The organism is Pedobacter sp. UC225_61 (genome assembly GCF_044452285.1).
Classification (GTDB): domain Bacteria; phylum Bacteroidota; class Bacteroidia; order Sphingobacteriales; family Sphingobacteriaceae; genus Pedobacter.
In genome coordinates, this window is sequence record NZ_JBIOAL010000001.1 from 452,936 (window position 1) to 475,094 (window position 22,159).

Annotated in this window: 17 protein-coding genes; 2 read left to right on the plus strand and 15 right to left on the minus strand. The window is 34.8% G+C overall.

What is annotated here, in order from left to right:
- Positions 1-15: 15 nt before the first annotated feature.
- The 13 genes from ACHMWN_RS02235 to ACHMWN_RS02295 all read right to left on the minus strand — a co-directional run bounded on the left by ACHMWN_RS02235 (position 16) and on the right by ACHMWN_RS02295 (position 18,736).
- On the minus strand, positions 16-795 hold the full coding sequence (locus tag ACHMWN_RS02235) for an FKBP-type peptidyl-prolyl cis-trans isomerase (RefSeq protein WP_397297394.1): 780 nt from the start codon (positions 793-795) through the stop codon (positions 16-18).
- A gap of 83 nt (positions 796-878) precedes the next feature.
- Positions 879-1,349 carry an FKBP-type peptidyl-prolyl cis-trans isomerase gene (locus ACHMWN_RS02240; RefSeq protein ID WP_397297395.1) on the minus strand — a complete coding sequence of 157 codons (471 nt, stop codon included), beginning with the start codon at positions 1,347-1,349 and terminating at the stop codon, positions 879-881.
- 167 nt (positions 1,350-1,516) lie between these two features.
- Complete coding sequence (locus tag ACHMWN_RS02245) at positions 1,517-3,307, minus strand: acyl-CoA dehydrogenase family protein (RefSeq protein ID WP_397297396.1); 1,791 nt, start codon at positions 3,305-3,307, stop codon at positions 1,517-1,519.
- A 51-nt stretch (positions 3,308-3,358) separates the two neighbouring features.
- Positions 3,359-4,537: an acetyl-CoA C-acyltransferase gene (locus ACHMWN_RS02250; RefSeq protein WP_397297397.1), complete on the minus strand. Its 1,179-nt coding sequence runs from the start codon at positions 4,535-4,537 to the stop codon at positions 3,359-3,361.
- A gap of 57 nt (positions 4,538-4,594) precedes the next feature.
- Complete coding sequence (locus ACHMWN_RS02255) at positions 4,595-7,000, minus strand: 3-hydroxyacyl-CoA dehydrogenase NAD-binding domain-containing protein (protein WP_397297399.1); 2,406 nt, start codon at positions 6,998-7,000, stop codon at positions 4,595-4,597.
- Positions 6,981-7,436, minus strand: coding sequence for a MarR family winged helix-turn-helix transcriptional regulator (locus ACHMWN_RS02260; protein ID WP_397297401.1), 456 nt, complete (start codon positions 7,434-7,436; stop codon positions 6,981-6,983). The genes ACHMWN_RS02255 and ACHMWN_RS02260 overlap by 20 nt, the downstream gene beginning before the upstream one ends.
- Positions 7,437-7,656: 220 nt before the next feature.
- Complete coding sequence (locus tag ACHMWN_RS02265; protein WP_397297403.1) at positions 7,657-8,973, minus strand: OmpA family protein; 1,317 nt, start codon at positions 8,971-8,973, stop codon at positions 7,657-7,659.
- A gap of 234 nt (positions 8,974-9,207) precedes the next feature.
- The gene (locus ACHMWN_RS02270; protein WP_397297404.1) at positions 9,208-10,920 is read right to left on the minus strand and encodes a DUF885 family protein; all 1,713 of its coding nucleotides are present in this window, start codon (positions 10,918-10,920) and stop codon (positions 9,208-9,210) included.
- 645 nt (positions 10,921-11,565) lie between these two features.
- A complete protein-coding gene (locus ACHMWN_RS02275) occupies positions 11,566-12,792 on the minus strand; it encodes a hypothetical protein (protein ID WP_397297406.1) in 1,227 nt (408 codons plus the stop codon).
- 68 nt (positions 12,793-12,860) lie between these two features.
- Positions 12,861-14,579 (minus strand): gamma-glutamyltransferase, encoded by a 1,719-nt coding sequence (gene ggt, locus ACHMWN_RS02280; protein WP_397297408.1) that lies wholly within the window; start codon positions 14,577-14,579, stop codon positions 12,861-12,863.
- The gene (locus ACHMWN_RS02285; protein ID WP_397297410.1) at positions 14,557-16,329 is read right to left on the minus strand and encodes an AMP-dependent synthetase/ligase; all 1,773 of its coding nucleotides are present in this window, start codon (positions 16,327-16,329) and stop codon (positions 14,557-14,559) included. The genes ggt and ACHMWN_RS02285 overlap by 23 nt, the downstream gene beginning before the upstream one ends.
- A gap of 179 nt (positions 16,330-16,508) precedes the next feature.
- Positions 16,509-18,083 (minus strand): S8 family peptidase, encoded by a 1,575-nt coding sequence (locus tag ACHMWN_RS02290; RefSeq protein ID WP_397297411.1) that lies wholly within the window; start codon positions 18,081-18,083, stop codon positions 16,509-16,511.
- Between the two features lie 65 nt (positions 18,084-18,148).
- On the minus strand, positions 18,149-18,736 hold the full coding sequence (locus ACHMWN_RS02295) for a pentapeptide repeat-containing protein (protein ID WP_397297412.1): 588 nt from the start codon (positions 18,734-18,736) through the stop codon (positions 18,149-18,151).
- Positions 18,737-18,836: 100 nt separating this feature from the next.
- Here ACHMWN_RS02295 and ACHMWN_RS02300 point away from each other — a divergent pair, with 100 nt between their 5' ends.
- On the plus strand, positions 18,837-19,061 hold the full coding sequence (locus ACHMWN_RS02300) for a hypothetical protein (RefSeq protein ID WP_397297414.1): 225 nt from the start codon (positions 18,837-18,839) through the stop codon (positions 19,059-19,061).
- Between the two features lie 49 nt (positions 19,062-19,110).
- Here the strand turns inward: ACHMWN_RS02300 and ACHMWN_RS02305 are convergent, their stop codons facing one another.
- Entirely contained in the window at positions 19,111-19,485 is a 375-nt protein-coding gene (locus ACHMWN_RS02305) for a response regulator transcription factor (protein ID WP_397297416.1), read from the minus strand.
- 43 nt (positions 19,486-19,528) lie between these two features.
- Entirely contained in the window at positions 19,529-20,743 is a 1,215-nt protein-coding gene (locus ACHMWN_RS02310) for an MFS transporter (RefSeq protein ID WP_397297417.1), read from the minus strand.
- A gap of 107 nt (positions 20,744-20,850) precedes the next feature.
- On the opposite strand from ACHMWN_RS02310, the gene ACHMWN_RS02315 reads away from it, so the two are divergent.
- Positions 20,851-22,134 (plus strand): DUF2130 domain-containing protein, encoded by a 1,284-nt coding sequence (locus ACHMWN_RS02315; protein ID WP_397297419.1) that lies wholly within the window; start codon positions 20,851-20,853, stop codon positions 22,132-22,134.
- Positions 22,135-22,159 lie beyond the last annotated feature (25 nt).

A 22,159-nucleotide genomic window follows, 5' to 3' on the forward strand; every position in this document is an offset into this window, starting at 1 on the left:
TTATTTAAATAATGATTAGTTAGTTACACTAACAATTTCTATATCGAAATCTAAAATTGAATTACCAGGAATAGCAGTTCCATTTCCAGCAACTCCATACCCTAAATCTGAAGGAATAAATAATCTAATTTTTGCTCCACTTTTAAATAATGGAAGAACTTTCCCCCAACCAGCTATTACACCAGTTAAAGTTGTTGTGTATGAATTATTAGAATCAAAAACAGTTCCATCTAAGGTTCTGCCTGTATACTTCACTACTAAGGTAGAGTTTTGATCTATTACGTCAGTTCCAGTGCCTGGTGTCAAAACTTGATAATAAACTCTTGATGGATCTTTAATAGCTGTAATTCCTTTAGCACTTAGAAATGCCTTTATTTTAACATCATCTAATTCCCATTGTGTTTTTTGGGTATAAGTTGATATTTCCGAAATAAGAACTTCGTTTGAAGGAATATTCCCACTCCCATTTTTTCCGAAAGCCAAATAAGATGGAAAAATGACTTTAACAGAACCTCCTCTTTTTAAATTTGTTAGTGCAATTCTATAAGGTGAGGGTGTGATGTAGCCCAAATAATTTCCAAAGTTACTAATGGTACTTTTTTTCTGATATTCTACTCCACTCAATGATTTAATATTGAAATCATAAAAAACAGAATCTTTGTTCAGCATAACATCTCCTGTTCCCTGCTCAACAATTTGATAATAAAACCCAGACGGGTCTTTAGTCATAGTTAAGTTATTCTGCTTTATATAAGCCTGTATTTTTGCTTCATCAATGCTCTCAATAGAATTCATATTCTTTTTTACAAGAATTTAATAGCATAAATGTGCCTAATAAGGCAAAAGTATATAAAGTTATTTTTTTACGCATTTGTATATTATTGTACATTGATTAAGTCTATTGTGAAATCTAAAACCGCATTTTTTGGAATTCCTGCTCCAGGAGATGTATTTCCATAAGCTAAAGCCGATGGAATAATTAATCTTATTTTACCCCCTTTTTTTATTAAAGGCACACCAATTTTCCAACCTTGAATTAAATTACCAGATAAAGAAAAAGAAACAGGGTTACTTGACGAATCGAATTGATATCCATCTAAAAGTTTACCACTATAATTAACAGATACCGTGTTTGAAGCTGTTACTTCATTTCCAGATCCTGGATTTAAAATTTGATAATATAATCCTGAACTATGCTTTACAGCAACAATACTATTTTTTGCAATAAAATCTACAATTAATGCATCATCTGTTTTTGCTTGTTTTTCTGCATCATAGCTATCTTTTTTACATGAAGAGAAAGCCCCAACGATTAAAAAAAGACCTAATAAAATTTTGGGTTTTAACATAATTGCACAAAAATAAGCTTTTATTGCCGATGGCGCAATTTTTAACCAATTTTAACAAATAAGAGCATTGGTGAGCTAAAATATGTAGGTTAAAAAGACCTTGTTAAAATGCAAAAAAGAACTAGGTTTAGTAATTACTAAACCTAGTTCTTACCTTATCAACCTCCCTAAAAAAAATATTTATTTGCCTCTACAATCTGCTGTGCTACATTTTGACGAGCCTGTTTCACATTAAATGGTTCCATTTTAGTAAATCTACGTAGGCCAACCAACATCATGCGTTGCTCATCACCTTCTGCAAAAGCCCACAAAGCTTCTTTTCCTGCCTTTTGAACTCCATCAACTGCTTCAACAAAATAGATTTTCATCATGTCGATTTGGCCTTTGCAAGCTTCTTCCCCGCGTAATGAAACTAATTTTTCTGTTCTAAGCATTGCTGATTCAGCTATATAAACATAACTTGTCATATCTGCGATGTTCATTAAAATCTCTTGCTCTTTAGATAAGCTCATCATCAATTTTTGCACCGCAGCACCAGCTACCATTAATGTCGCTTTCTTTAAATTTTGAATGATTTTTTTCTCTGCGGCAAACAAAGTCGTGTCTTCTTCACCAAAATCAGGTATAGACATTAGTTCTGCGGCTACTGCAGTTGCAGGTGTCATTAAATCTAACTCACCTTTCATTGCACGTTTCAACATCATGTCGACTGTTAAAAGTCTGTTAATTTCATTTGTACCTTCGAAAATTCTATTGATACGGGCATCACGATAAGATCTATCCATTGGTGCATCGGCTGAAAAACCCATACCGCCATAAATCTGAACACCTTCATCAGTTACATAATCCAATACTTCAGAGCCCCAAACTTTCAAAATAGCACACTCTACTGCAAATTGTTCTGTTGATTTCAGCTTTGCTTTGCCTTGATCCATTCCTCCTGCAACTAGTTCGTCATAAGCATCATCAATGTTTTGTCCGGCCCTATAATTTGCAGATTCTACTGCGTAAATTTTAGTAGCCATTTCTGCCAATTTGAAACGGATAGCTCCATATTTAGAAATTGGTCTATCAAACTGAACTCTCTCATTAGCATAATTAATTGCCTGATTTAAGACTTCTCTACTGCCACCAATTGCAGCTGCAGATAATTTTATGCGACCAATATTTAAAATGTTAACTGCTATTTTAAAACCATTTTCTCTATCAGAAAGCATATTTTCAACTGGGACATGGCAATCATTAAAGAACACCTGACGCGTTGATGAACCTTTAATACCCATTTTATGCTCTTCTGGGTTCATGGTAATGCCACCAAATTCCTTTTCAATAATAAATGCAGTTAAATTTTTATCATCATCAATTTTTGCAAAAACGATAAAAATATCTGCAAAACCGCCATTGGTAATCCACATCTTTTGTCCGTTGATGACATAGTGTTTTCCATCTTCAGTTAACTTCGCTTTTGTTTTACCTGAGTTGGCATCTGAGCCAGAATTTGGTTCAGTTAAACAGTAAGAGGCTTTCCATTCGCCCGTTCCTAGCTTAGGAATATACTTTGCTTTTTGAGCTTCATTCCCATAATAAAGGATTGGTAATGTTCCAATTCCTGTATGTGCAGATAAGGCAACCGCAAAAGAGTGGCCAGCACCACAAACATCAGCTACCAACATAGAGGTGTTAAAGTTTTTACCAAACCCTCCGTATTCTTCAGGAATAGAAACTCCTAAAATGCCTAGATCACCAGCTTTATCCATCAACGATGGCATTAAACCTTCTTCTTGGCTATCAATCCTATCCAAAATTGGATTAATTTCTGTAGCTAAAAAGTCTCGGCAAGTTTGCGCAATCATTTGTTGCTCTTCATCAAATTCTTCAGGAATAAATACATCCTGGTAAGTGGTTTCAGTAATTAAGAACTCGCCACCTTTAATTGTTTTTTTGTCTGTAGTTTCCATTTTTTAATGATTAAGGAGCAAGGATTGAAGCCAAGCTGCCTGCTTTATTTCTTAAAATACTTCAAAAATACCTGCTGCGCCTTGTCCAGTACCTACGCACATGGTTACCATTCCGTATTTTTTATTTTGTCTTTTTAATTCGTTAAAGATTTGCACTGATAATTTTGCTCCAGTGCAACCCAGTGGGTGACCTAAAGCAATTGCACCGCCATTCACATTTATTTTACTTTGATCTAATCCTAATGTTCTGATGATCGCTAAAGATTGTGATGCAAAAGCTTCATTCAATTCGATTAAATCAATATCATCTTGCTTCATTCCAGCTTGTTTTAATGCTTTCGGGATAGCTTCTATAGGACCAATACCCATAATACGAGGTGGAACACCAGCTACACCATAACTTACTAAACGAGCAATTGGCTCAGCACCTAATTCTTTCATTTTCTTTTCAGACACGACTAAAACAAATGCCGCTCCATCTGATGTTTGTGAAGAATTTCCTGCCGTGATTACTCCATTCGCTGCAAAAACTGGTTTTAATTTTGCCAAAGCCGCAACGGTAGTATCTGCTCTGGGCCCTTCATCTGTATCTACTACATAAGAGCGAGTTTGTCTCTTCATATTCGCATCCAAATAGTTTTCGTTTACCGTAATTGGTAAAACCCCAGCTTTTAAATGTCCATTTTTTATTGCTTCAATAGCTTTTTTATGCGAATTGAAAGAAAACTCATCTTGATCTTCTCTATTCACATTGTATTCTTTTGCTACCGCTTCTGCAGTTAAACCCATTCCCCAGTACCAATCTGGGTTTGTTTTGGCAACCTCAGGATTTGGAACTAATTTCCATCCGCCAAATGGCATACCAGACATTATTTCTACTCCACCAGCCACGATACAATCGGCCATACCTGCTTTAATTTTTGCTACCGCAGTGGCAATAGTATCTAAACCAGATGCACAATAACGGTTAATGGTTACTCCTGGAACTTTATCCGTATCTAACCCCATTAACGAAATCATACGAGCAATGTTTAGGCCTTGTTCTGCTTCTGGAGTTGCATTACCCACAATTACATCGTCAATTTGCTCCTTGTCCAAATTTGGAACCGAAGCCACCAACTCTCTAATTACATTTGCCGCCAATTCATCAGCCCTTGTAAAACGAAACAAACCACGTGGTGCTTTACCTACAGCTGTTCTAAGTCCTGCTATTATATATGCTTCTTGCATTTTATTAAATTTGAAATTTATAATTTGAGATTAATCAAATCTAAATCGTGTTTTTATTTAATTTCTAAGGGGTTTGCCTTTTGTAACTATCGATTGTATTCTTTCTAGCGTTTTACGTTCTCCACAAAGCGATAAAAAGGCTTCTCTTTCCAAATCCAAAAGATATTGTTCGGTAACTTCTGTTGGGGATGATAAATCTCCACCGCACATTACCCAACCTAATTTCTCTGAGATTTTTTTATCGTGTTCTGAAATGTAGTTACCAGAATACATGGTATTTGCACCAGCATAAACAATTCCTAAACCTTGTTTACCTAAAACTTTTATATCTTTTCGTTGAACGGGTTTCGTATAACCTGCATTTGCTAATTCAATTGCTTTTGCTTTAGCATCGGCAATTAAACGGCTCCTATTCATACTAATTGCATATTTATCTTTTTGGAGATAACCTAATTCAAAAGCTTCAACAGCTGAGGTAGAGACCTTCGCCATTCCGATTGTTAGGAAACGGTCTTTCATTGTGTTTTGCACAATTTGGTCGGCTTTGTATTCATCAGAGGCACGTAAAGCAAACTCTTTACTTCCACCACCACCTGGAATAACACCTACACCAAACTCAACCAACCCCATATAAGTTTCTGCGTTTAGTTGTACAAAATCGGCGTGTAAACTAAATTCACATCCACCACCTAAGGTTAAATTATGAGGCGCAACTACAACCGGAATTGATGAATAACGAATACGCATCGACGTATTTTGGAACAATCGAACAGCCATATTCAGCTCTTCCCATTCTTGCTCAACTGCCATCATAAAAATCATCCCCACATTAGCGCCAGCAGAGAAATTTGCACCATCATTTCCAATCACAACCCCACGATAATCTTTCTCCGCCATATCAATTGCTTTATTAATGGCTGATAAAGTATCACCTCCAATTGTATTCATTTTAGAATGGAATTCTACATTCAAAATTCCATCACCTAAATCGATGATTGATGCACCACCATTTTTCCAAAGCACTTTATTGGCTCTTAAATTATCAAGGATGATAAATTCATCAGCTCCTGGAATTGCTTTGTAGCTTTTTGATGGGATATCATAATATTTTTTAACGCCATCTTCAATTTTGTAGAATGAGGTATGTCCAGCTGCCAACATTTCAGTTACCCAAGCTGCAGGTGTGTGCCCCAAATGTTTCATTCCATCAAGTGAAGCTTGAATACCAACAGCATCCCAAACTTCAAACGGCCCTAAATCCCAACCAAACCCTGCTCTCATTGCATCATCAATGCGATACAATTCATCAGAAATTTCTGGAATACGATCTGAAACGTATTCGAACAAACCAAAGAAAGAAGCCCTAAATAATTCAGCAGCTTTATCTTTTCCTGTCGCAAAAACTTTCATTCTATCTGCAACTTTTTCAATGGTTTTAGTCATTTCCAAAGTGCTCGATTTAACTTTTTGCTGTGGACGATATTCTAGCGTTTTCAAATCCAACGCTAATATTTCTGTCTTACCTTCTGGTGTTTTTGTCTTTTTATAAAAACCTTGTTTGGTTTTATCGCCCAACCAATTGTTGGCTTCCATTTTCTGAACATATTCAGGAAGCTTAAATAAATCGTGAGCCTTATCGTCCGGGCAGTTATCATACAATCCTTTTGATACTTTAATCATTGTATCTAGACCAACTACATCTGTTGTACGGAAAGTAGCAGATTTTGGTCTACCCAATGCTGGACCAGTAAATTTATCTACTTCTTCAACAGTTAGATCCATTTTCTCTACCAAATGCAATAACGACATGATAGAATAAACTCCAACTCTGTTTGCTATAAAGGCAGGTGTATCTTTACATAAAACTGTTGTTTTACCTAAAAACTTATCACCATAATGCATTAAGAAATCTACCAGTTCTGGTTTGGTATGTGGAGTAGGAATAATTTCCAACAACCTTAAATAACGAGGCGGATTAAAGAAGTGAGTACCACAAAAGTTAGCTTTAAAATCATCACTCCTACCTTCAGCCATCATATGTATTGGAATACCCGAAGTATTAGAAGTAACTAAAGTACCTGGCTTGCGGAATTGCTCTACTTGCTCAAATACTTTTTGTTTGATCCCTAAATTTTCAACTACAACTTCAATTATCCAGTCGTAATTAGCAATTTTAGCCATATCATCTTCAAAATTACCAGTGCTAATTCTTTTTAAAACACTTTGTGAATAGATTGGCGATGGATTAGTTTTAACAGCAGTTTGCAAAGCCATATTTACAATACGATTTTTTACTGCAGGATGAGTTAAAGCCAATCCTTTTGCCTGCTCTTCTGCACTCAATTCTTTTGGAGCAATATCTAAAAGCAAAACCTCTACACCAATATTGGCGAAGTGGCAGGCAATACGAGAACCCATAATGCCAGAGCCTAATACAGCTACTTTATTTATTCTTTTCATCATTCTCTTTTATAGTTGCGTAAGCCAAGGTTAATTGGTTTACTTTATCTAAGGTTGATATCAATTGTTCTTTTTCTTTCGGACTAAGTTTATCGTTCAAATATTCATTGAAAGACACCACAACATTTCTGGCTAATTTCCTTTTTTCTATACCAAATGGCGTTAAAAAAACCTTAACCGAACGTTTGTCGCCTGTAGAAGTTTCGCGGTAAATTAAGCCCAGCTCTTCCATGTTATTTAACATTCGTGATAAACTCGTAGCTTTAACACCAAGTAAAGCAGCCAATGCCGAAACTGCCGTTCCTTCTGCTTCAATATTGATGAGCACATACCCTATGGCTTGTGTAATACCAAAGCCACCTGCAATTTGGTTGTAGGTATTGGATATATTTTGCCAAACCACCTTTAAAAAATAATCTACTGTTTCTTTCTGCCTCATTAATTACTATGCTTGCATAACAAATTTATAGAAATAGAATTTAGTATGCAAATAGAATTTGAAAATAATTTTCATATCTAAATCATAATTTTTTAAACTCAATTAAATTAGATTGATTTTATTTATTCAAAAATCCCTATGAGATTGGAATGAAAAAATACAGAATAAAAAAAAGCGCTTCGATTGCTCGAAACGCTTTGACTATAAGGATGATTTTTTTCTAGTATAAAGTAAATTCTACTCTACGGTTTTGTTGACGACCAGCTGCAGTTTTGTTAGTTGCAATTGGTTGATCTTCTCCATAACCTGTAGCTTCAATTCTACTTGCATTAGCACCTTGAGATACTAAATATGCTTTTACAGATTCTGCTCTATCTTTAGATAAGCGCATGTTTAATTCGTTTGAACCTGTGTTATCTGTATGACCTGCTAATTTTAAGCTAAAGTTTTTCTCCATTAATAAAGCAGCAACTCTATTTAAAGTAGCATACGATTTTGAACGAATAGTAGCTTTACCTAAATCGAATTCTAAGTTTTTAATTGCATCTGCAACAACTTTACGATCCGCTTCAGTAACAATTACTTTTTCTGTTACTTGTGGAGCTGGCACTTTTAATGGACAACCTGAACCATCAACTACTGTACCCGCAGGAGTTCCAGCGCATTTATCCAATTTATCAGCAACACCATCTCCATCGCTATCTTTTAATAAATCGCCCATTTCTGAACGTAATCTAGCATTTTCAGCCTTTTGAGCATCTAAATCAGATTTTAAACCGTTTGCAATGTTTTTAGCGGCTACAGCTTCATCATAAGTTGCAGCGGTTGGGCTATAAAAAGCTAATTGTTTTCCTTTACCTAAAGCAAATTCTAAACCAGCATAAGCGTAATTGTATTTATCATTACCACCTCTTGCATAACCGTCAAATGTATCGCCATCAACAAAGCTAATGGTCCAACCTAAATCCAAGTTTATTGCTTCTGCTAAACGGAATTTAGCACCTAATCCCACTGGGATAATCATTCTATTTACTGTTGCGTTTTCTACGGTTGCACCACCAGTACTTACAGTAGTTGTGGTATAATTTGCAACACCACCACCCACAGATGCATATAATTGGGCATTATTTTGTTGTTTAAACATGCTCCAATTAAACATATTAACTACAGCGTTTAAACTTCCCGAATAATTTAAATCAGTTGAGAAAGATTTAAATGGGCTAACGTTTACAACACCACTATTATACGGTTCTGCGTTATCACCTTTGGCGCTACCTCTATTACCGTCTAAACGTAAAGAGAAGTAGGGCGTAATTTGTTTCTTAATGTACAAGCCATATCCGAAACTAGATTCCCAGTTAGAATAATCGTTTTGTCCACCAAGGGGCGAGATTGGAGAAATTACACCTGCATTTACTCCAATAGACCACGTTCTAAAAGGAGTCATTGTAGAGGTTTCTGTTTGCGCTTGTGCAGCACCACCAATAAATAAACCAGCTAGGGCAACTGGTAAACATTTTAATAGATTGAGTTTCATAATACTAATTTTAATAAGCGTTTTGATATTTACGTTGCAATAGTCAATCGCTATACCAAAAAAGATCTAAAAATTAATATTTTTACTTTACCATCCTTATTTACAGACCATTAAACAAATCTTATTGACTTATCATATGTTAAAAAATGTTAAAAAGTGTGTGGTATGCTATACAAAAATTAAGTAAAAGTGTTGGGGCGAAGGCAAACAAACAAATATGCCTTTTGTTTCATTTTATGGAATTAAACCTGCAAATTTCCAGTTAGTAGTGAAGTTTTCTGGCAATACTTGTTGAGTTAAAATTGCTCTAACCATTTCTACAGGCATATTATTTTCTTTTAAAATTTTATCGTGAAATTGAATGTTCGTCATTTTACCGCTTTCTACTAATTCTTTATGTAGTGCTCTAAATTCTAATCCTCCAAGCATATATCCTATTTGATAAAGAGGTCCATATCCACCAGTAAAAGAACGACGAACTTCCGCTTCAGCATTTGCTCTCTCAAAACCCACACGTTCTACTAAAAAATCAATGCATTGTTTAGGCGTCCACTTACCTAAATGGTAATTCATAGAAAAAATAATTCTAGCACATCGATGCATTCTCCAAAATAACATCCCAATTTTATCTTCAGGAGTTTTCGCAAAATTTTTATCCCACAACAACATTTCCCAATATAACGACCAACCTTCTGTCCAAAAAGGAGTACCAAAACCTCTGCGATAAGGCTTATATCTACTTTGCATGTAGTATTGCAAATTATGCCCAGGTATTAATTCATGGAAAACTACAGCCCGAGAAAAATGCCTATTATTCCCTCTTAAGGTCATCATTTTTGCATCCTCACTCATATCTTCTGTCGGATAAGCGATTAAAACAGATTCTCCTCCTAAAAAGAAAGGTGCAAATTGCTGTTCTTGCGGACTTAACATTCTCATTCGCCAGCCTTCTTTAGCCATAGCTGGAATTTTGATCAGATTATTCGTTTCTACAAAATCAATGGCTTCATTTGCTAACTCGTACACAAACTCAGGTTGTTTCCCTAATTCTGGATAATCTGTTTTTACTTTTTCTAATGCTTTTTTCCAATCGTTACCAAAACCCATTTGCTGAGAAGCTTTTAACATTTCTGCATCGCACCATGCAAATTCTCGCATTGCGATTGCTTCTATTTGTTCAGGAGTGTAAGCAATCATTTCATCTTTCAAATTACTTATCAAAGCATTTCTTCCAATTGGATTACCTAAAATTCCACTTCCATCATCTTTTACATTTGATAGTTTTGCGATTTTCCCTAATTCCGCAGCATATTCTTTTAATGCATTCACTACATCTAGATAACTGCCTTTAGTTGCTTTTGTAAATTGTGGATCATAGCCATCGTAAAATTTATATGCTTCTGTAAAAACAGTTAAATATTGATTGACCGTTTGTTGTGCCCAATTTGCTTGCACAGGATTTATAATAAGTTGCTGATTGCGTACTGCTTTTGTCGCATTATTGATATCGTCTTTTAATTTGCCAAAAATCTCTTCAGTTTGCTTGCCATTTTGCTGTTTACCTACTCTTCTTTTTTGCTCAAAATCTAGCATTGCTTTTGCGAAAGGAATAGTAAAATTTGTGTTTTTGAATTCTGTATAGGCTTCTTCGAGGCTTCTAGAATCTGAATTGATATCGCGTTTAAGCAAAGTATAATCTACGCGTTCATTTACATTAAGTTTAGTAAAAGGCAGGGTTTTTAATTTTGTTAACCAATCGGTATAAAAGCGTTCCATTCTTTGAAAATATTCTTCAGAACGTTTCAACGTGTATTTACGTCCAAGCATAGTTTCATCTGCCTGATATTGATTAATAAATGGGCTAACTATACTCGCTTCATTACTTTGCGCATTTGATAATTGAGTTGCAAGGGTTAAAATGAGGAGCGACAATAATAGTTTACGCATAGCGGATGATTTTTTTGATGAATTTACAGATTTTAATCACAAATTGATTGGGCATTAGCAAGTTTTGCTACTTGAAATATGTAACTATTGTGAAAGATTAAAAATGACGAGAATAGGTTATCACTTTAAAATTCCATCCCAATAGCTCTCGAAATTTGTGGTTGCCGCTGTTGCGGGAATGGCAGATTGGAAGAATTTAGTGGTTTTGGCAGATTTTGGTGGATTTTAATGGACTTTAATGGATATGACAGTAAGGAATAAATATTGGTAAGGATAACTAAGCATTAGAAAGTGCGAAAGAAGGGTCTACAAGCATGAATAATATAAATAAATAGGAAAGAACCCCTGATTTTCATGACAAATACATGACATTGTACCGCATACAATGGTCATTGTAAAGCAAACAAAGGTCATTGTAAAGCATACATACGTCATTGTATGACATACAAAGGCTATTGTAAAGCAAACAAACGTCTTTGTAAAGCAAACATGTGTCATTGTAAGACAAACAAAGGTCATTGTAAAGCATGCAAAGACCATTGTATAGCATACATGCGACCTTGTATAGTAGATGTATGAGGAAGTATAGCATTAATAAATTGGATTGCCAATTCGGAGAAGAACCTATTAGTAAGGACTAGGCTTTTATTTATTTGTACTTAAATATGCAATAACTTGTTCAACCCAATCTTTATCTCGTAATAATTTTACGTCTGGAGGAATGCCATCTGTTTCATATATCTTAAATGCTGGATATTTATTTTCCGTAATTTCTGAAATATAATTAAAGCAAGATGTATTTATGGTGATACTAGATCGATTTCCATAACCATACCCCATATAACCTGCAGAATTTTCTCCGTAAGTTTTTACTTTAGGATTTTTGCGCATTGCCAATATAAAATGTTCGCCACCACTAGCACATGAAAGGTTTTGAATAATGGCAATTTGATTAGCAGCACATGCTGAGCTATTTACAAAATTAAGGAACATGTTATAGCTCCGTTCGCCGCCACCAGTATTATTTCTTACATCGATAATTAACTTTTTACCTTTTAATTTTGGAATTAGTTCTCTATAAAATGTATCTGTTTGATACGCTAGTGTACCATGGAAAGTACCTAAATAAACATAATCTGTTGAATCGTTTAGTTTTTGATAATCCCATCTTTTTTTTGTGGGCAGGATATAAGGATTGATAGGTTCTTTTTTTAAACGCTCTTGTTTAACCCATTCCACTCCATTTAATTTTAAATCTGCGTAAGTAACTTTAAAATATTTTGCAAAGTGTATATCATCATAAAATATACCATCAAAAGATCCATCTTGATTTAATTTCAATTTGAACTTTACTTGATTAGGCTTCCACATGCCGTTTTTAGTCGACAAAACAACTCCTAAATATTGGCTTTTATTGGCTACATCTCTTATTAAAGCTACTTTATATACTTTGTAGACGTCTTGATAAATACCCTCAATTTCATCTTTAAAATTCAGTTGATTGGTATCAATAGGAATAGTTTGTACTAGTTTATAATTAACTGAATTAAAGATATCTTGTTGAGATTTAATTTTACTATAATCCAAATACAGACTCAAATGCTTATCTCTAAACAAGCTTAAATATTTTTGAATGTAGGCAGAACAGTTCTTCTTAATAATTGGATCAGCTGCGATTTCTGCTTTAATCTTTATCAGTTCTGCTGAGAAAAATTCTACTCCTTTTTCTTTTACACTGTCTTTATAACTTGGTGATTTTTTAACTCCAGCGGCAACTTCATCTAAATCGGTTATGCAATTGCACTCTTGTGCTTTAACTAAGCTTGAGCTTGTGAAAATAAATAATAAAAGAAGTAGAGATTTGATTTTCATAAAATGAGTTTAATCAAATGACGCTACAAACTACTAAATAGTTGCATGAATAATTGTTGATTTATTCTCTACCAACCAACCGCCTTATCATCTCCACGTGGATCTGCTCCACCCTGATAATAACCCCATTTTGTTTTTAAAATAGCATCTACTCTACCAATTGCACCTCTATTAACGAATTTGTATCCTTTAGCTTTAAGTTTTTCTGTGGTTAAACTATCTAAAGCTTTATCTTCTACAGCAATTTCATCTGGTAGCCATTGATGATGGAATTTCTTTGCGTTTACAGCACTTTGCATCGACATGTTAAAATCGATCACATTTAAAATTGTTTGAAATACTGATGTGATGATGGTTGAGCCGCCTGGTGTACCAACTACCATAAATAATTCTCCATCTTTAGATACAATTGCAGGAGTCATAGAACTTAACATGCGTTTGTTTGGTGCAATAGCATTTGCTTCTCCGCCAACCAATCCATACATATTTGGCGCACCAGGTTTTACAGAAAAATCATCCATTTCATTATTCAATAAAAAACCAGCGCCTTTTACAACAACACCAGCCCCGTAAGAACCATTTAATGTTGTAGTAATTGCGACTGCGTTTCCTTCTCTATCTACAATAGAAAAATGAGTAGTTTCTTCATGTTCTCTTGGCGCAATTTCACCAGCACTAATCTCTACACTTGTACTAGCCTTTTGCCAATTAAACGTACTCATCCGTTGTTTTATATATCCGTTCTCTATCAACTTTGTTTGAGGAACAGGGTAAAAATCTGGATCACCTAAATGTGCAGCTCTGTCTGCATACACTCTTCTCTCTGCTTCTACCATTAACTGAACTGTAGAATCTGAATTGAAACCCCATTTAGTTAAAGGATAAGGTTCAACCGACTTTAGCAATTGGATTAACGCAATTCCTCCACTTGAAGGCGGTGGCATCGTCACTACTTCATAACCCCTATATTCTCCAATTACAGGTTTACGCCAAATTGCTTTGTAAGATGCAAGATCTTGTTTTGTAATAATTCCTCCACCACGTTGCATTTCTGCTACAATTGAATCGGCTACTGCACCTTCATAAAAACCATTTCTTCCTTTACTTGCAATTAATTTCAAGGTATTCGCTAATTCGTTTTGCGCTAAAAAATCACCTTCTACCCATTTAGCTTCTTTTACCAATGCTGTACCTAAAGGATTTAGTTTTGTAAATGTTCCTTTTAATCCATTTAACTCTCTAGCCTGCCTTGCGGATAATTTGAACCCATCTTGTGCTAAATGTATAGCTGGGGCAATTAAATCTTCCCATTTTAAATGACCATATTTTTGATGTGCTTCGGCCATGCCCGCTACAGAACCTGGAACACCGGCTGCCAATTGCCCGTGTAAACTTTTATCAATTATCGGATTTCCAGCAGCATCTAAATACATATCTCGACCTGCATTTGCACCTGCTTTTTCTCTAAAATCTAATGAATTAATTTCCCCCTTGGCAGAACGATACACCATGAAACCACCACCACCAATATTGCCAGCGTTTGGATATACTACGGCTAAGGCAAACTGAACAGCAACTGCAGCATCAACTGCGTTACCGCCTTTTTTTAAGATTTCTACACCAACTTCCGATGCGATCTCATTTGCAGAAACGACCATTCCATTTCTAAATTCGCCACTGTTATTTTTACCGAGCTGACCACCAACACAACTTAACAATAAGCTTGTTGCTAGTATTACGCAGGTAAATCCTGTAATTTTCAACTTATACTTTGTAATTCTCTGCATCTTTATAAATCTTTTCAATGATGTCTTTATTTTTTTCTAAAATAACCTTGCGCTTAAAGCTCAATTTTGGTGTGAGTTCACCACCGTCTATGCTAAATTCTTTTGCCAATAATGCAAAACGTTTCACTTGCTCCCATTTACCAAATTCAATTCCTAAAGTAGCAATTATGCGGTTAAATTTATCTATTACTTGCTCATTGCAAATCATGTCTTCATTGGTAGTGTAGACTATACCTTTTTTATCGCACCATGTTTTTAGAGCAGGAAAAGCAGGTACAATTAAAGCTGATGGGAATTTTCTGTTTTCACCTAATACCATAATTTGTTCAATCAATGGTGATTCTTTATATCTATTTTCTAGCATTTGAGGGGCGATATACTTCCCTCCAGCAGTTTTAAAAATTTCTTTTTTACGATCAGTGATTTTTAAGAATTTACCTTGTAAAATTTCCCCTATATCTCCAGTATGGAACCAGCCATCTTTATCAATGCTTTCGGCGGTTAAATCATCTCTTAAATAATAGCCTTTCATAATATGATGACCACGGGTTAAAATCTCTCCGTCTTCTGCAATTTTAATTTCTACGCCTTCGATCACCGGTCCAACCGTACCAAACATGGTTGCTCCAAAATGATTCACTGTAATTACTGGTGAAGTTTCTGTTAAACCATAACCTTCGAAAACTGGCATTCCCGCAGCCCAAAATATACGAGCCAATCGCGGATTTAATGCAGCACCACCAGAAGCTAACACCACAATACGACCGCCTAAAGCTTCTTGCCATTTTTTAAATACCAATTTGCGAGCTATACTTAATTGAAAATTGTACCACCAGCCATTTTTAACATCGTATTTTTCAGCTAAAGCTAAAGACCAAAAGAAAATACCTCTTTTAATTCCTTTTAAATCTTTACCTTTTTCCATGATTTTATCGTACACTTTCTCTAATAATCGAGGTACGGTAGAAAATGCATTTGGTTTCACCTCTTGAATATCAGCAACAATGGTATCCATGCTTTCAGCATAATAAATAGAAACTCCCGAATACACATACAGGTAAGAAATCATTCGCTCAAAAATATGCGACAAAGGCAAAAAGCTTAATGCTGTTTTTACTTCTTTGGGAAAAATAATAGCTGATTTCTCGAAGTTCATCACCAAATTATTATGCGTAAGCATTACGCCTTTTGGTGTGCCGGTAGTACCAGATGTATAAATTAATGTTAAAATATCGTCGCCTTCTACTGCATTTCTATAGGTTTCTAAATCTATTTCTAGTTTAGCTTTACCAGTATCAATCAGCTCTTGCCAGTTTTCAGTACCATCAACTTTGTTAAATGTGTAGATTTTAATAGCGTGTTTTAACTCTTTCGCAACAGCTTTTACTTTCTGATAGATTGCTTCATCGCTTACAAAAACCACAGTAATTTCTGCATTTTCTATAATAAACTTAACATCATGCTCTGCTAAAGTTGGATATAATGGAATTTGATAAGCGCCCAATTGCATAATTGCATAATCGCAAATGTTCCACTCTGGTCTATTATGTGACATTACCGCAACTCTACTTCCTTTCCCGATACCTATTGTGGTTAATCCTCTACTAAGATTATCGGTTACTTCACAAAACTCTTGAGTACTATATTTCTTCCACTTCCCATTGGTTTTCCCGCTAATAAATTCTGGCTTAGGAAAATTCTCGAGGTTATATTTTAAAAGATCAAATACTCTGGTTATGGTTGTAGACATGGGATGACTTTTTAACTTGGCTAGAATTGCTGTTTCTCAAATCTAATAAATTATCTTTTCTGCAACAACCGATTTTAAATTTATTCTGCATGCATAGCAATTTATTGCTTTCTAATGAACCTAAACACAAAAAAGCCCCGATAAATTATCGAGGCTCATTTCTGTATCAATTATAAATTCTATTTGTAAGTTGCCGCCAATTTTAATGCGTTATATGCATTTACAATTCCACCTGTTACACATAAATCTGAAAAAGGAATACTTACCGTATCTGCACCTTTAAGGGTAGAAACGTTATGATTCACTTTCACTACAGATTTCATAATAATCTCTTTCACTTGCATTGCAGTTAATTTTGGATAATACGAACGAATTAAAGCTGCTAAGCCAGTTACCACAGGAGCCGCCATACTTGTACCGTCTTCTTGAATGTATTTATTTTCTGGTACGGTAGACGTAATACGAACACCAGGCGCAAAAACATCAACAGATGTTTTACCATAATTAGAAAATGCTGCTTTTAAGGTTTCATCATCTTTTGGTCCAGATGCACCAACAGTAATCCATGAGCTTGCTACGCTTCCATCTAAATATTTATTGGTAGGGAAATTATTTTCTACATCAATATCTGCGTTCTCATTACCAGCGGCATGAACCAATAACACATCTTTACTTACTGCATATTTTACAGCCTCATCAACTGTAGCTTTATCCCACGAATATCCTTTACCAAAGCTCATATTCAATACTTTTGCGCCATTATCTACCGCATAGCGAATAGCATTTGCAACATCTTTATCCCTTTCATCGCCATTTGGCGTGTTGCGTACACCCATAATTAAAACATTATCGGCCACACCCATAATACCAATTTTATTGGTACGATCTGCGCCAATAATACCAGCAACGTGCGAACCATGTAAAGCATCAGGACCTTTAATGTCGTTATTTCCGTAGAAACGTTCTTTACTATCATTAGGATTATCGCCAACTATAGCTCTTGGGTCGTAATCTACATTGTAATTATATTTTACCTGACCTGTGTAATATTTTACACCTTCAGCAATTTGGGTTTCGTAAAAAGTTTTGAAATCCATTTCCTTTAATACATCAAGTACTGCATCTTTAACCCTAATTTCTTGTTGATCTGTAGATTTAAATGCTTCGAAATCTGCTTTAGTTGGATTTTCTTTACCAATCTTTTTCACAACAGCATCCAACACGAATTTAAAACCAGAAATACCAGCCAAATTACTTTTCGCAGTCGCTAATTCCTTTTCTACTTCAGTTCTATTTTTGATATATGCTTCATAATCTGCTTTATCTTTTTCAGCAACAGTTGCTGCTGTTACACCTGCAAAACGGGCATTATCTCTACGCACCAAACGAGTAAGTTCTAAAGCTTCAAATTCTACCGAACCATTTTTACCTCCCAAAAAGTTCCAGCCGTGCAAATCGTCAGCATAACCATTTTTGTCATCGTCCACACCGTTTCCAGCAATTTCTTTTTTATTCGTCCAGATTACTCTTTTTAAATCTTCGTGATTTAAATCTACGCCGCCATCTAATACAGCAACTACTACAGGAGTAGATTTCTTTCCTTTTAATAAATCAGTATATGCTTTTTCGGTACTGATACCAAAAATAGAATCCTTTTTAAGATCGAAATTTTGCCAATTTGCTTTTTGGCCAAATGAAAGAAAAGGTAATGCAGCTAATAGTACGAGCGGAATTAATTTTTTAAAGTTATTCATGTAATTTTTATATTAAATACGTAGGTTGAAACGATGGCGATTTATTTTTAGTATCAAATCATCTGCTAGCTTTCTTCAACAACAATGCCATAATTAGTGAGCAAACCTGCCAAGCCATCTGCAGAAAATTTTGCCTTTCTGAGTTGATTTTTTTCTGGATCAATAGTAAAGTTAATGGCTGATGTAAAGTTGGCACTGTTTAAAATACTTCGCATAAAAACTGCAGCACTTAAATCGCAACGTTCAAATACCGCAGACGTTAAATCTGCTTCAGAAAAATCAGTGCCTTTTAGTGAACAATTATTAAAATGGCTTTTACGATTTTTCTTCTTCATAAAAGCCGCATAATCTAAAATGCAATTCGTAAAATCTACAGCAAACAAAAAATCTTTAGTATGCGAAAAATCTACCCCAATCATTTTGCAATTAGTGAACTGAACTTTGTCAAAGCCAATCGGGCCAAATTTTACCATGCTTAAATTACACCCATCAAAAGTACATTTGATAAAATCACATTTTGAGAAATCTGTTTCAGTAAAATCGCAATTGATAAACGTACATTCGTCGAATTGCGTTTCAACTAATCCCTTTGTAGGGAGTGAAACTTTTTCGAATACCTGATTAACATAATAAAGATTTTCTTCGACTTCCATAGTTAGCGCAAAATAACAAAAAGTTTGTTAACGGTTGTCGTCTTTAGAACGCTAAACAAAAAACCTAAAATAGTTTAAAATAAAAATTTAGTTTTACCGAATGGAAGAGCATTTGGTGTACAGCCTGGGTGAAAGATTGGTTAAAGTAAAATCAGTAGATAAAAACTTATATCGAGTTACAGTAGATAATAAACCGATTGGTTTTATCAGAAAAATAGATGGTGGTTGGATGTTGGAAGAATATGCAAAAGAAGAACTAACTGCAGAAAGTGTACAACTAATTGGCGATAAAATAGATCGTTTGCCTTGGCAATTTACCCAATAAATAAAAAGATGAACACAGACTTTTAAATCTGGTTCATCTTTTCAAAAGCTTATGACACTGCTTTTTTATCTAGTAATCTTTTAATTCTATTTTCGATATCGTCTAAATCAAATGGTTTGCTAATGTAATCATCTGGCGCAGCCATTTCACTCATTTGCTTGCTTCTAATATTAGCTGACATTACAATAACGGGAATATGTTTAGTGAAAATGTCATTCTTTAAATCATGACAAATTTCAATACCATTTCCATCTGGAAGCATTACATCTAAAATGAAAAGATCAGGAATAGAATCCTTTAACTTCTTTTTCATTTCTTTAAACGTAGAGGAAAGTTGTAAATCATATCCCTCATCTTTTAATAAAAATTCGATGATGTAACCTATATCTTTATCATCTTCTAAAATGTGTATCCGTTTCTTCATATGCTAATATGAACAAAAAAATAGAAGGATTGTTTTTAGAAAATTAATTTTTTGATTCTTCTTTATAATTTAACGCACTATACCCATAAGCACAGAGCATCAGCATAATCGTCATGCAAATAAAAAGTAGGTTATAGCCAAATTTTTCTGCTAAATAAAATCCTGCAATTGGAGCAACAACCTGAGCTATAGACCAGCTAATCATGAAACCGGCAGCATACATACCTCTATTAAATTCATTACTTCTTTTGATCACAAAAGTATTAATAAATGGCATAGAAAACATTTCGCCAAATGTAAAGCAAACTATACTTAACAAGGCTACAACTATTGGCAAAAACTTAGGTATCATTAATACTGCAAATGACAGTCCTGTAATTAAAACCCCTGTTATAATGTAAAATTGAGGAGAGCGTTTATTCTCTAATTTGCTAATCATTACCATTTCTAGCAAAGCAATAATTGCTCCATTCACCCCTAATATTAAACCTATCGTTGCTTCATTTATATGCCATTCTTGCTTAAAAAATACTGGCACAACCCTAAACATTAAGAAAAAACAAGTCGCAAAAATGGTTGTAAGTAAAATAAACTTCACAAACAATGCATCTCTCCAAGGTTTCCTAACAGTAATGCCAATTAACTTTTCCTTTACTGCTTTTCTAAATCCTCTAACAGCGGGCAAAAGTAAAAATATAGCCATACCTACAGCAATACTTACTACTCCATCTACAATAAATAACAACTTATAGTTAAAAGAAGCAATTATTCCGCCCATTGTTATACCAAAAGAGAAACCAATATTAGTTGCTAATCTATTTAAAGAATACGAACGAGTTTCTTTTCCTGGTGCAGAATAAGCAGCAATTGCAGCAAAATTAGCAGGGCGAAAAGCATCATAAAAAAAGCTAATCAATAAAGATAAAATACAAAGTGTAGTAAAATCATTTACTTGAGCAAACACCAAGAAAAATGCCCCGCCAATTATTGAAGAAAAAATTTGAACTGGCCTGAAGCCAAACATATCTGTCAACTTTCCTCCAGCAGTTGCACCTAAAATAGCACCAACCCCAAATAAAGAAATAATAATTCCTGCATCAGATTCTGGACGATGTAAGGATTGCGTAACATACAAACCCATAAAAGGCACCGCCATATATCCGCAGCGATTTAGCAAAATAACACAACTTAACAGCCAAGTTTCTCTACTTAATCCAGAAAATGAGGTTTTATACGCGTTAATTATTTGCCTTAACATTTGGGTTTGGTTGGAAACCAAAAATAGACATTCGGCTGTAAAAACCTATCCATAATTTCTGTATTTTTGAGTTCGCCTAAAATTTAGCATTAATAAAATTATAGCAAATGTCTACAGAAATTAAATGCCCTAGTTGCAATCATATTTTTCCGCTTGAAGCAGCAATTACCGAAGACCTTAAACAAGGAATGAGGCAAGAAATGTTAAGCTACAAAAAGCAAAAAGAGGAAGAATTCTTGAAAAAATCTCAAGCATTTGAAATTCAAAAAAAACAACAAGAAGAATTATATAATACGCAAAAAAAGCAACAAGAACTAGCTTTTGAGCAAAAATTAGCACAAGAAAAAGCTGCTTTGCAAACATCGATGGCAGAAAATTTACGTAAAACAATTAGTGCAGATTTTGAAAATAAATTAAAAATGTTGGATGATGCCAACAAAGAAAATGAAGAAAAATTAAAGTTAGCTCGCGGTAAGGAAATTGAATTTTTAAAAAAAGAACAAGAGATCAAAAATCGCGAAGCTGAATTGGAATTGAGTATCCAACGTAAGTTGCAAGAACAACGTGAAGAATTAGTCGCCCAAGTACGCAAGCAAGAATTAGAGAAAAATAATTTGAAAGATACCGAGCATCAGCTTCGTGTAAAAGAATTAGAAAAACAACTAGACGACCAAAAGAAACTGGCTGAAGAAATGAAGCGCAAAGCGGAGCAAGGTTCTATGCAATTGCAAGGTGAAGTACAAGAATTAATTTTGGAAGAATTGCTTCGAAATACATTCCCATTCGATTTAATTGAGGAAGTTGGCAAGGGTGTTCGTGGGGCAGATTGTGTACATAATGTGCGCAACCAATTCGGACAAGAATGTGGTAAAATTATTTACGAAAGCAAACGCACTAAAGATTTTTCGATGGAATGGATTGAGAAATTGAAAAAAGATATGCGCAGCATGGGCGTAGATGTGGCTGTTATAGTAACACAAGCTTACCCAAAGGGGATGGATTGTTTTGGAGAACGAGATGGCGTGTGGATTTGCTCTTTTGATGAAGTTAAAGCCGTCTCTTACATTTTGAGAGATGGAATTGTAAAATTATTTGGTGCCACTAAAACGCAAGAAAACAAAGGTGATAAAATGCACATGCTGTACGATTACCTAAACGGAAATGAATTTTCTGGACAATGGAAAGCTATTCGTGAAGGTTTTATGAGTATGAAATTATCTATTCAACGTGAACGCGATGCCATGGAACGTTTATGGAAAAGCAGAGAAAAACAATTAGAAAAGGTATTGTTAAATGCAGCTCATATTCGTGGTTCCATCGAAGGGATTTCTGGCAATGATAATATCCAATTAAGCCTAGGAGATGAGGAAGATGATTTGCTATTAGAGTAGTTTATAAAAAGATCTGTCATTCCGA

Excerpts from the sequence above, each read along its gene's own strand:
- ACHMWN_RS02270 (WP_397297404.1), bottom strand. The coding sequence starts at position 10,920 with ATGCGTAAACTATTATTGTCGCTCCTCATTTTAACCCTTGCAACTCAA.
- ACHMWN_RS02235 (WP_397297394.1), bottom strand. The coding sequence starts at position 795 with ATGAATTCTATTGAGAGCATTGATGAAGCAAAAATACAGGCTTATATA.
- ACHMWN_RS02260 (WP_397297401.1), bottom strand. The coding sequence starts at position 7,436 with ATGAGGCAGAAAGAAACAGTAGATTATTTTTTAAAGGTGGTTTGGCAA.
- ACHMWN_RS02290 (WP_397297411.1), bottom strand. The coding sequence starts at position 18,083 with ATGAATAACTTTAAAAAATTAATTCCGCTCGTACTATTAGCTGCATTA.
- ACHMWN_RS02250 (WP_397297397.1), bottom strand. The coding sequence starts at position 4,537 with ATGCAAGAAGCATATATAATAGCAGGACTTAGAACAGCTGTAGGTAAA.
- ACHMWN_RS02295 (WP_397297412.1), bottom strand. The coding sequence starts at position 18,736 with ATGGAAGTCGAAGAAAATCTTTATTATGTTAATCAGGTATTCGAAAAA.
- ACHMWN_RS02255 (WP_397297399.1), bottom strand. The coding sequence starts at position 7,000 with ATGATGAAAAGAATAAATAAAGTAGCTGTATTAGGCTCTGGCATTATG.
- ACHMWN_RS02245 (WP_397297396.1), bottom strand. The coding sequence starts at position 3,307 with ATGGAAACTACAGACAAAAAAACAATTAAAGGTGGCGAGTTCTTAATT.
- ACHMWN_RS02300 (WP_397297414.1), top strand. The coding sequence starts at position 18,837 with ATGGAAGAGCATTTGGTGTACAGCCTGGGTGAAAGATTGGTTAAAGTA.
- ACHMWN_RS02310 (WP_397297417.1), bottom strand. The coding sequence starts at position 20,743 with ATGTTAAGGCAAATAATTAACGCGTATAAAACCTCATTTTCTGGATTA.
- ACHMWN_RS02315 (WP_397297419.1), top strand. The coding sequence starts at position 20,851 with ATGTCTACAGAAATTAAATGCCCTAGTTGCAATCATATTTTTCCGCTT.
- ACHMWN_RS02240 (WP_397297395.1), bottom strand. The coding sequence starts at position 1,349 with ATGTTAAAACCCAAAATTTTATTAGGTCTTTTTTTAATCGTTGGGGCT.
- ACHMWN_RS02285 (WP_397297410.1), bottom strand. The coding sequence starts at position 16,329 with ATGTCTACAACCATAACCAGAGTATTTGATCTTTTAAAATATAACCTC.
- ggt (WP_397297408.1), bottom strand. The coding sequence starts at position 14,579 with ATGCAGAGAATTACAAAGTATAAGTTGAAAATTACAGGATTTACCTGC.
- ACHMWN_RS02265 (WP_397297403.1), bottom strand. The coding sequence starts at position 8,973 with ATGAAACTCAATCTATTAAAATGTTTACCAGTTGCCCTAGCTGGTTTA.
- ACHMWN_RS02275 (WP_397297406.1), bottom strand. The coding sequence starts at position 12,792 with ATGAAAATCAAATCTCTACTTCTTTTATTATTTATTTTCACAAGCTCA.
- ACHMWN_RS02305 (WP_397297416.1), bottom strand. The coding sequence starts at position 19,485 with ATGAAGAAACGGATACACATTTTAGAAGATGATAAAGATATAGGTTAC.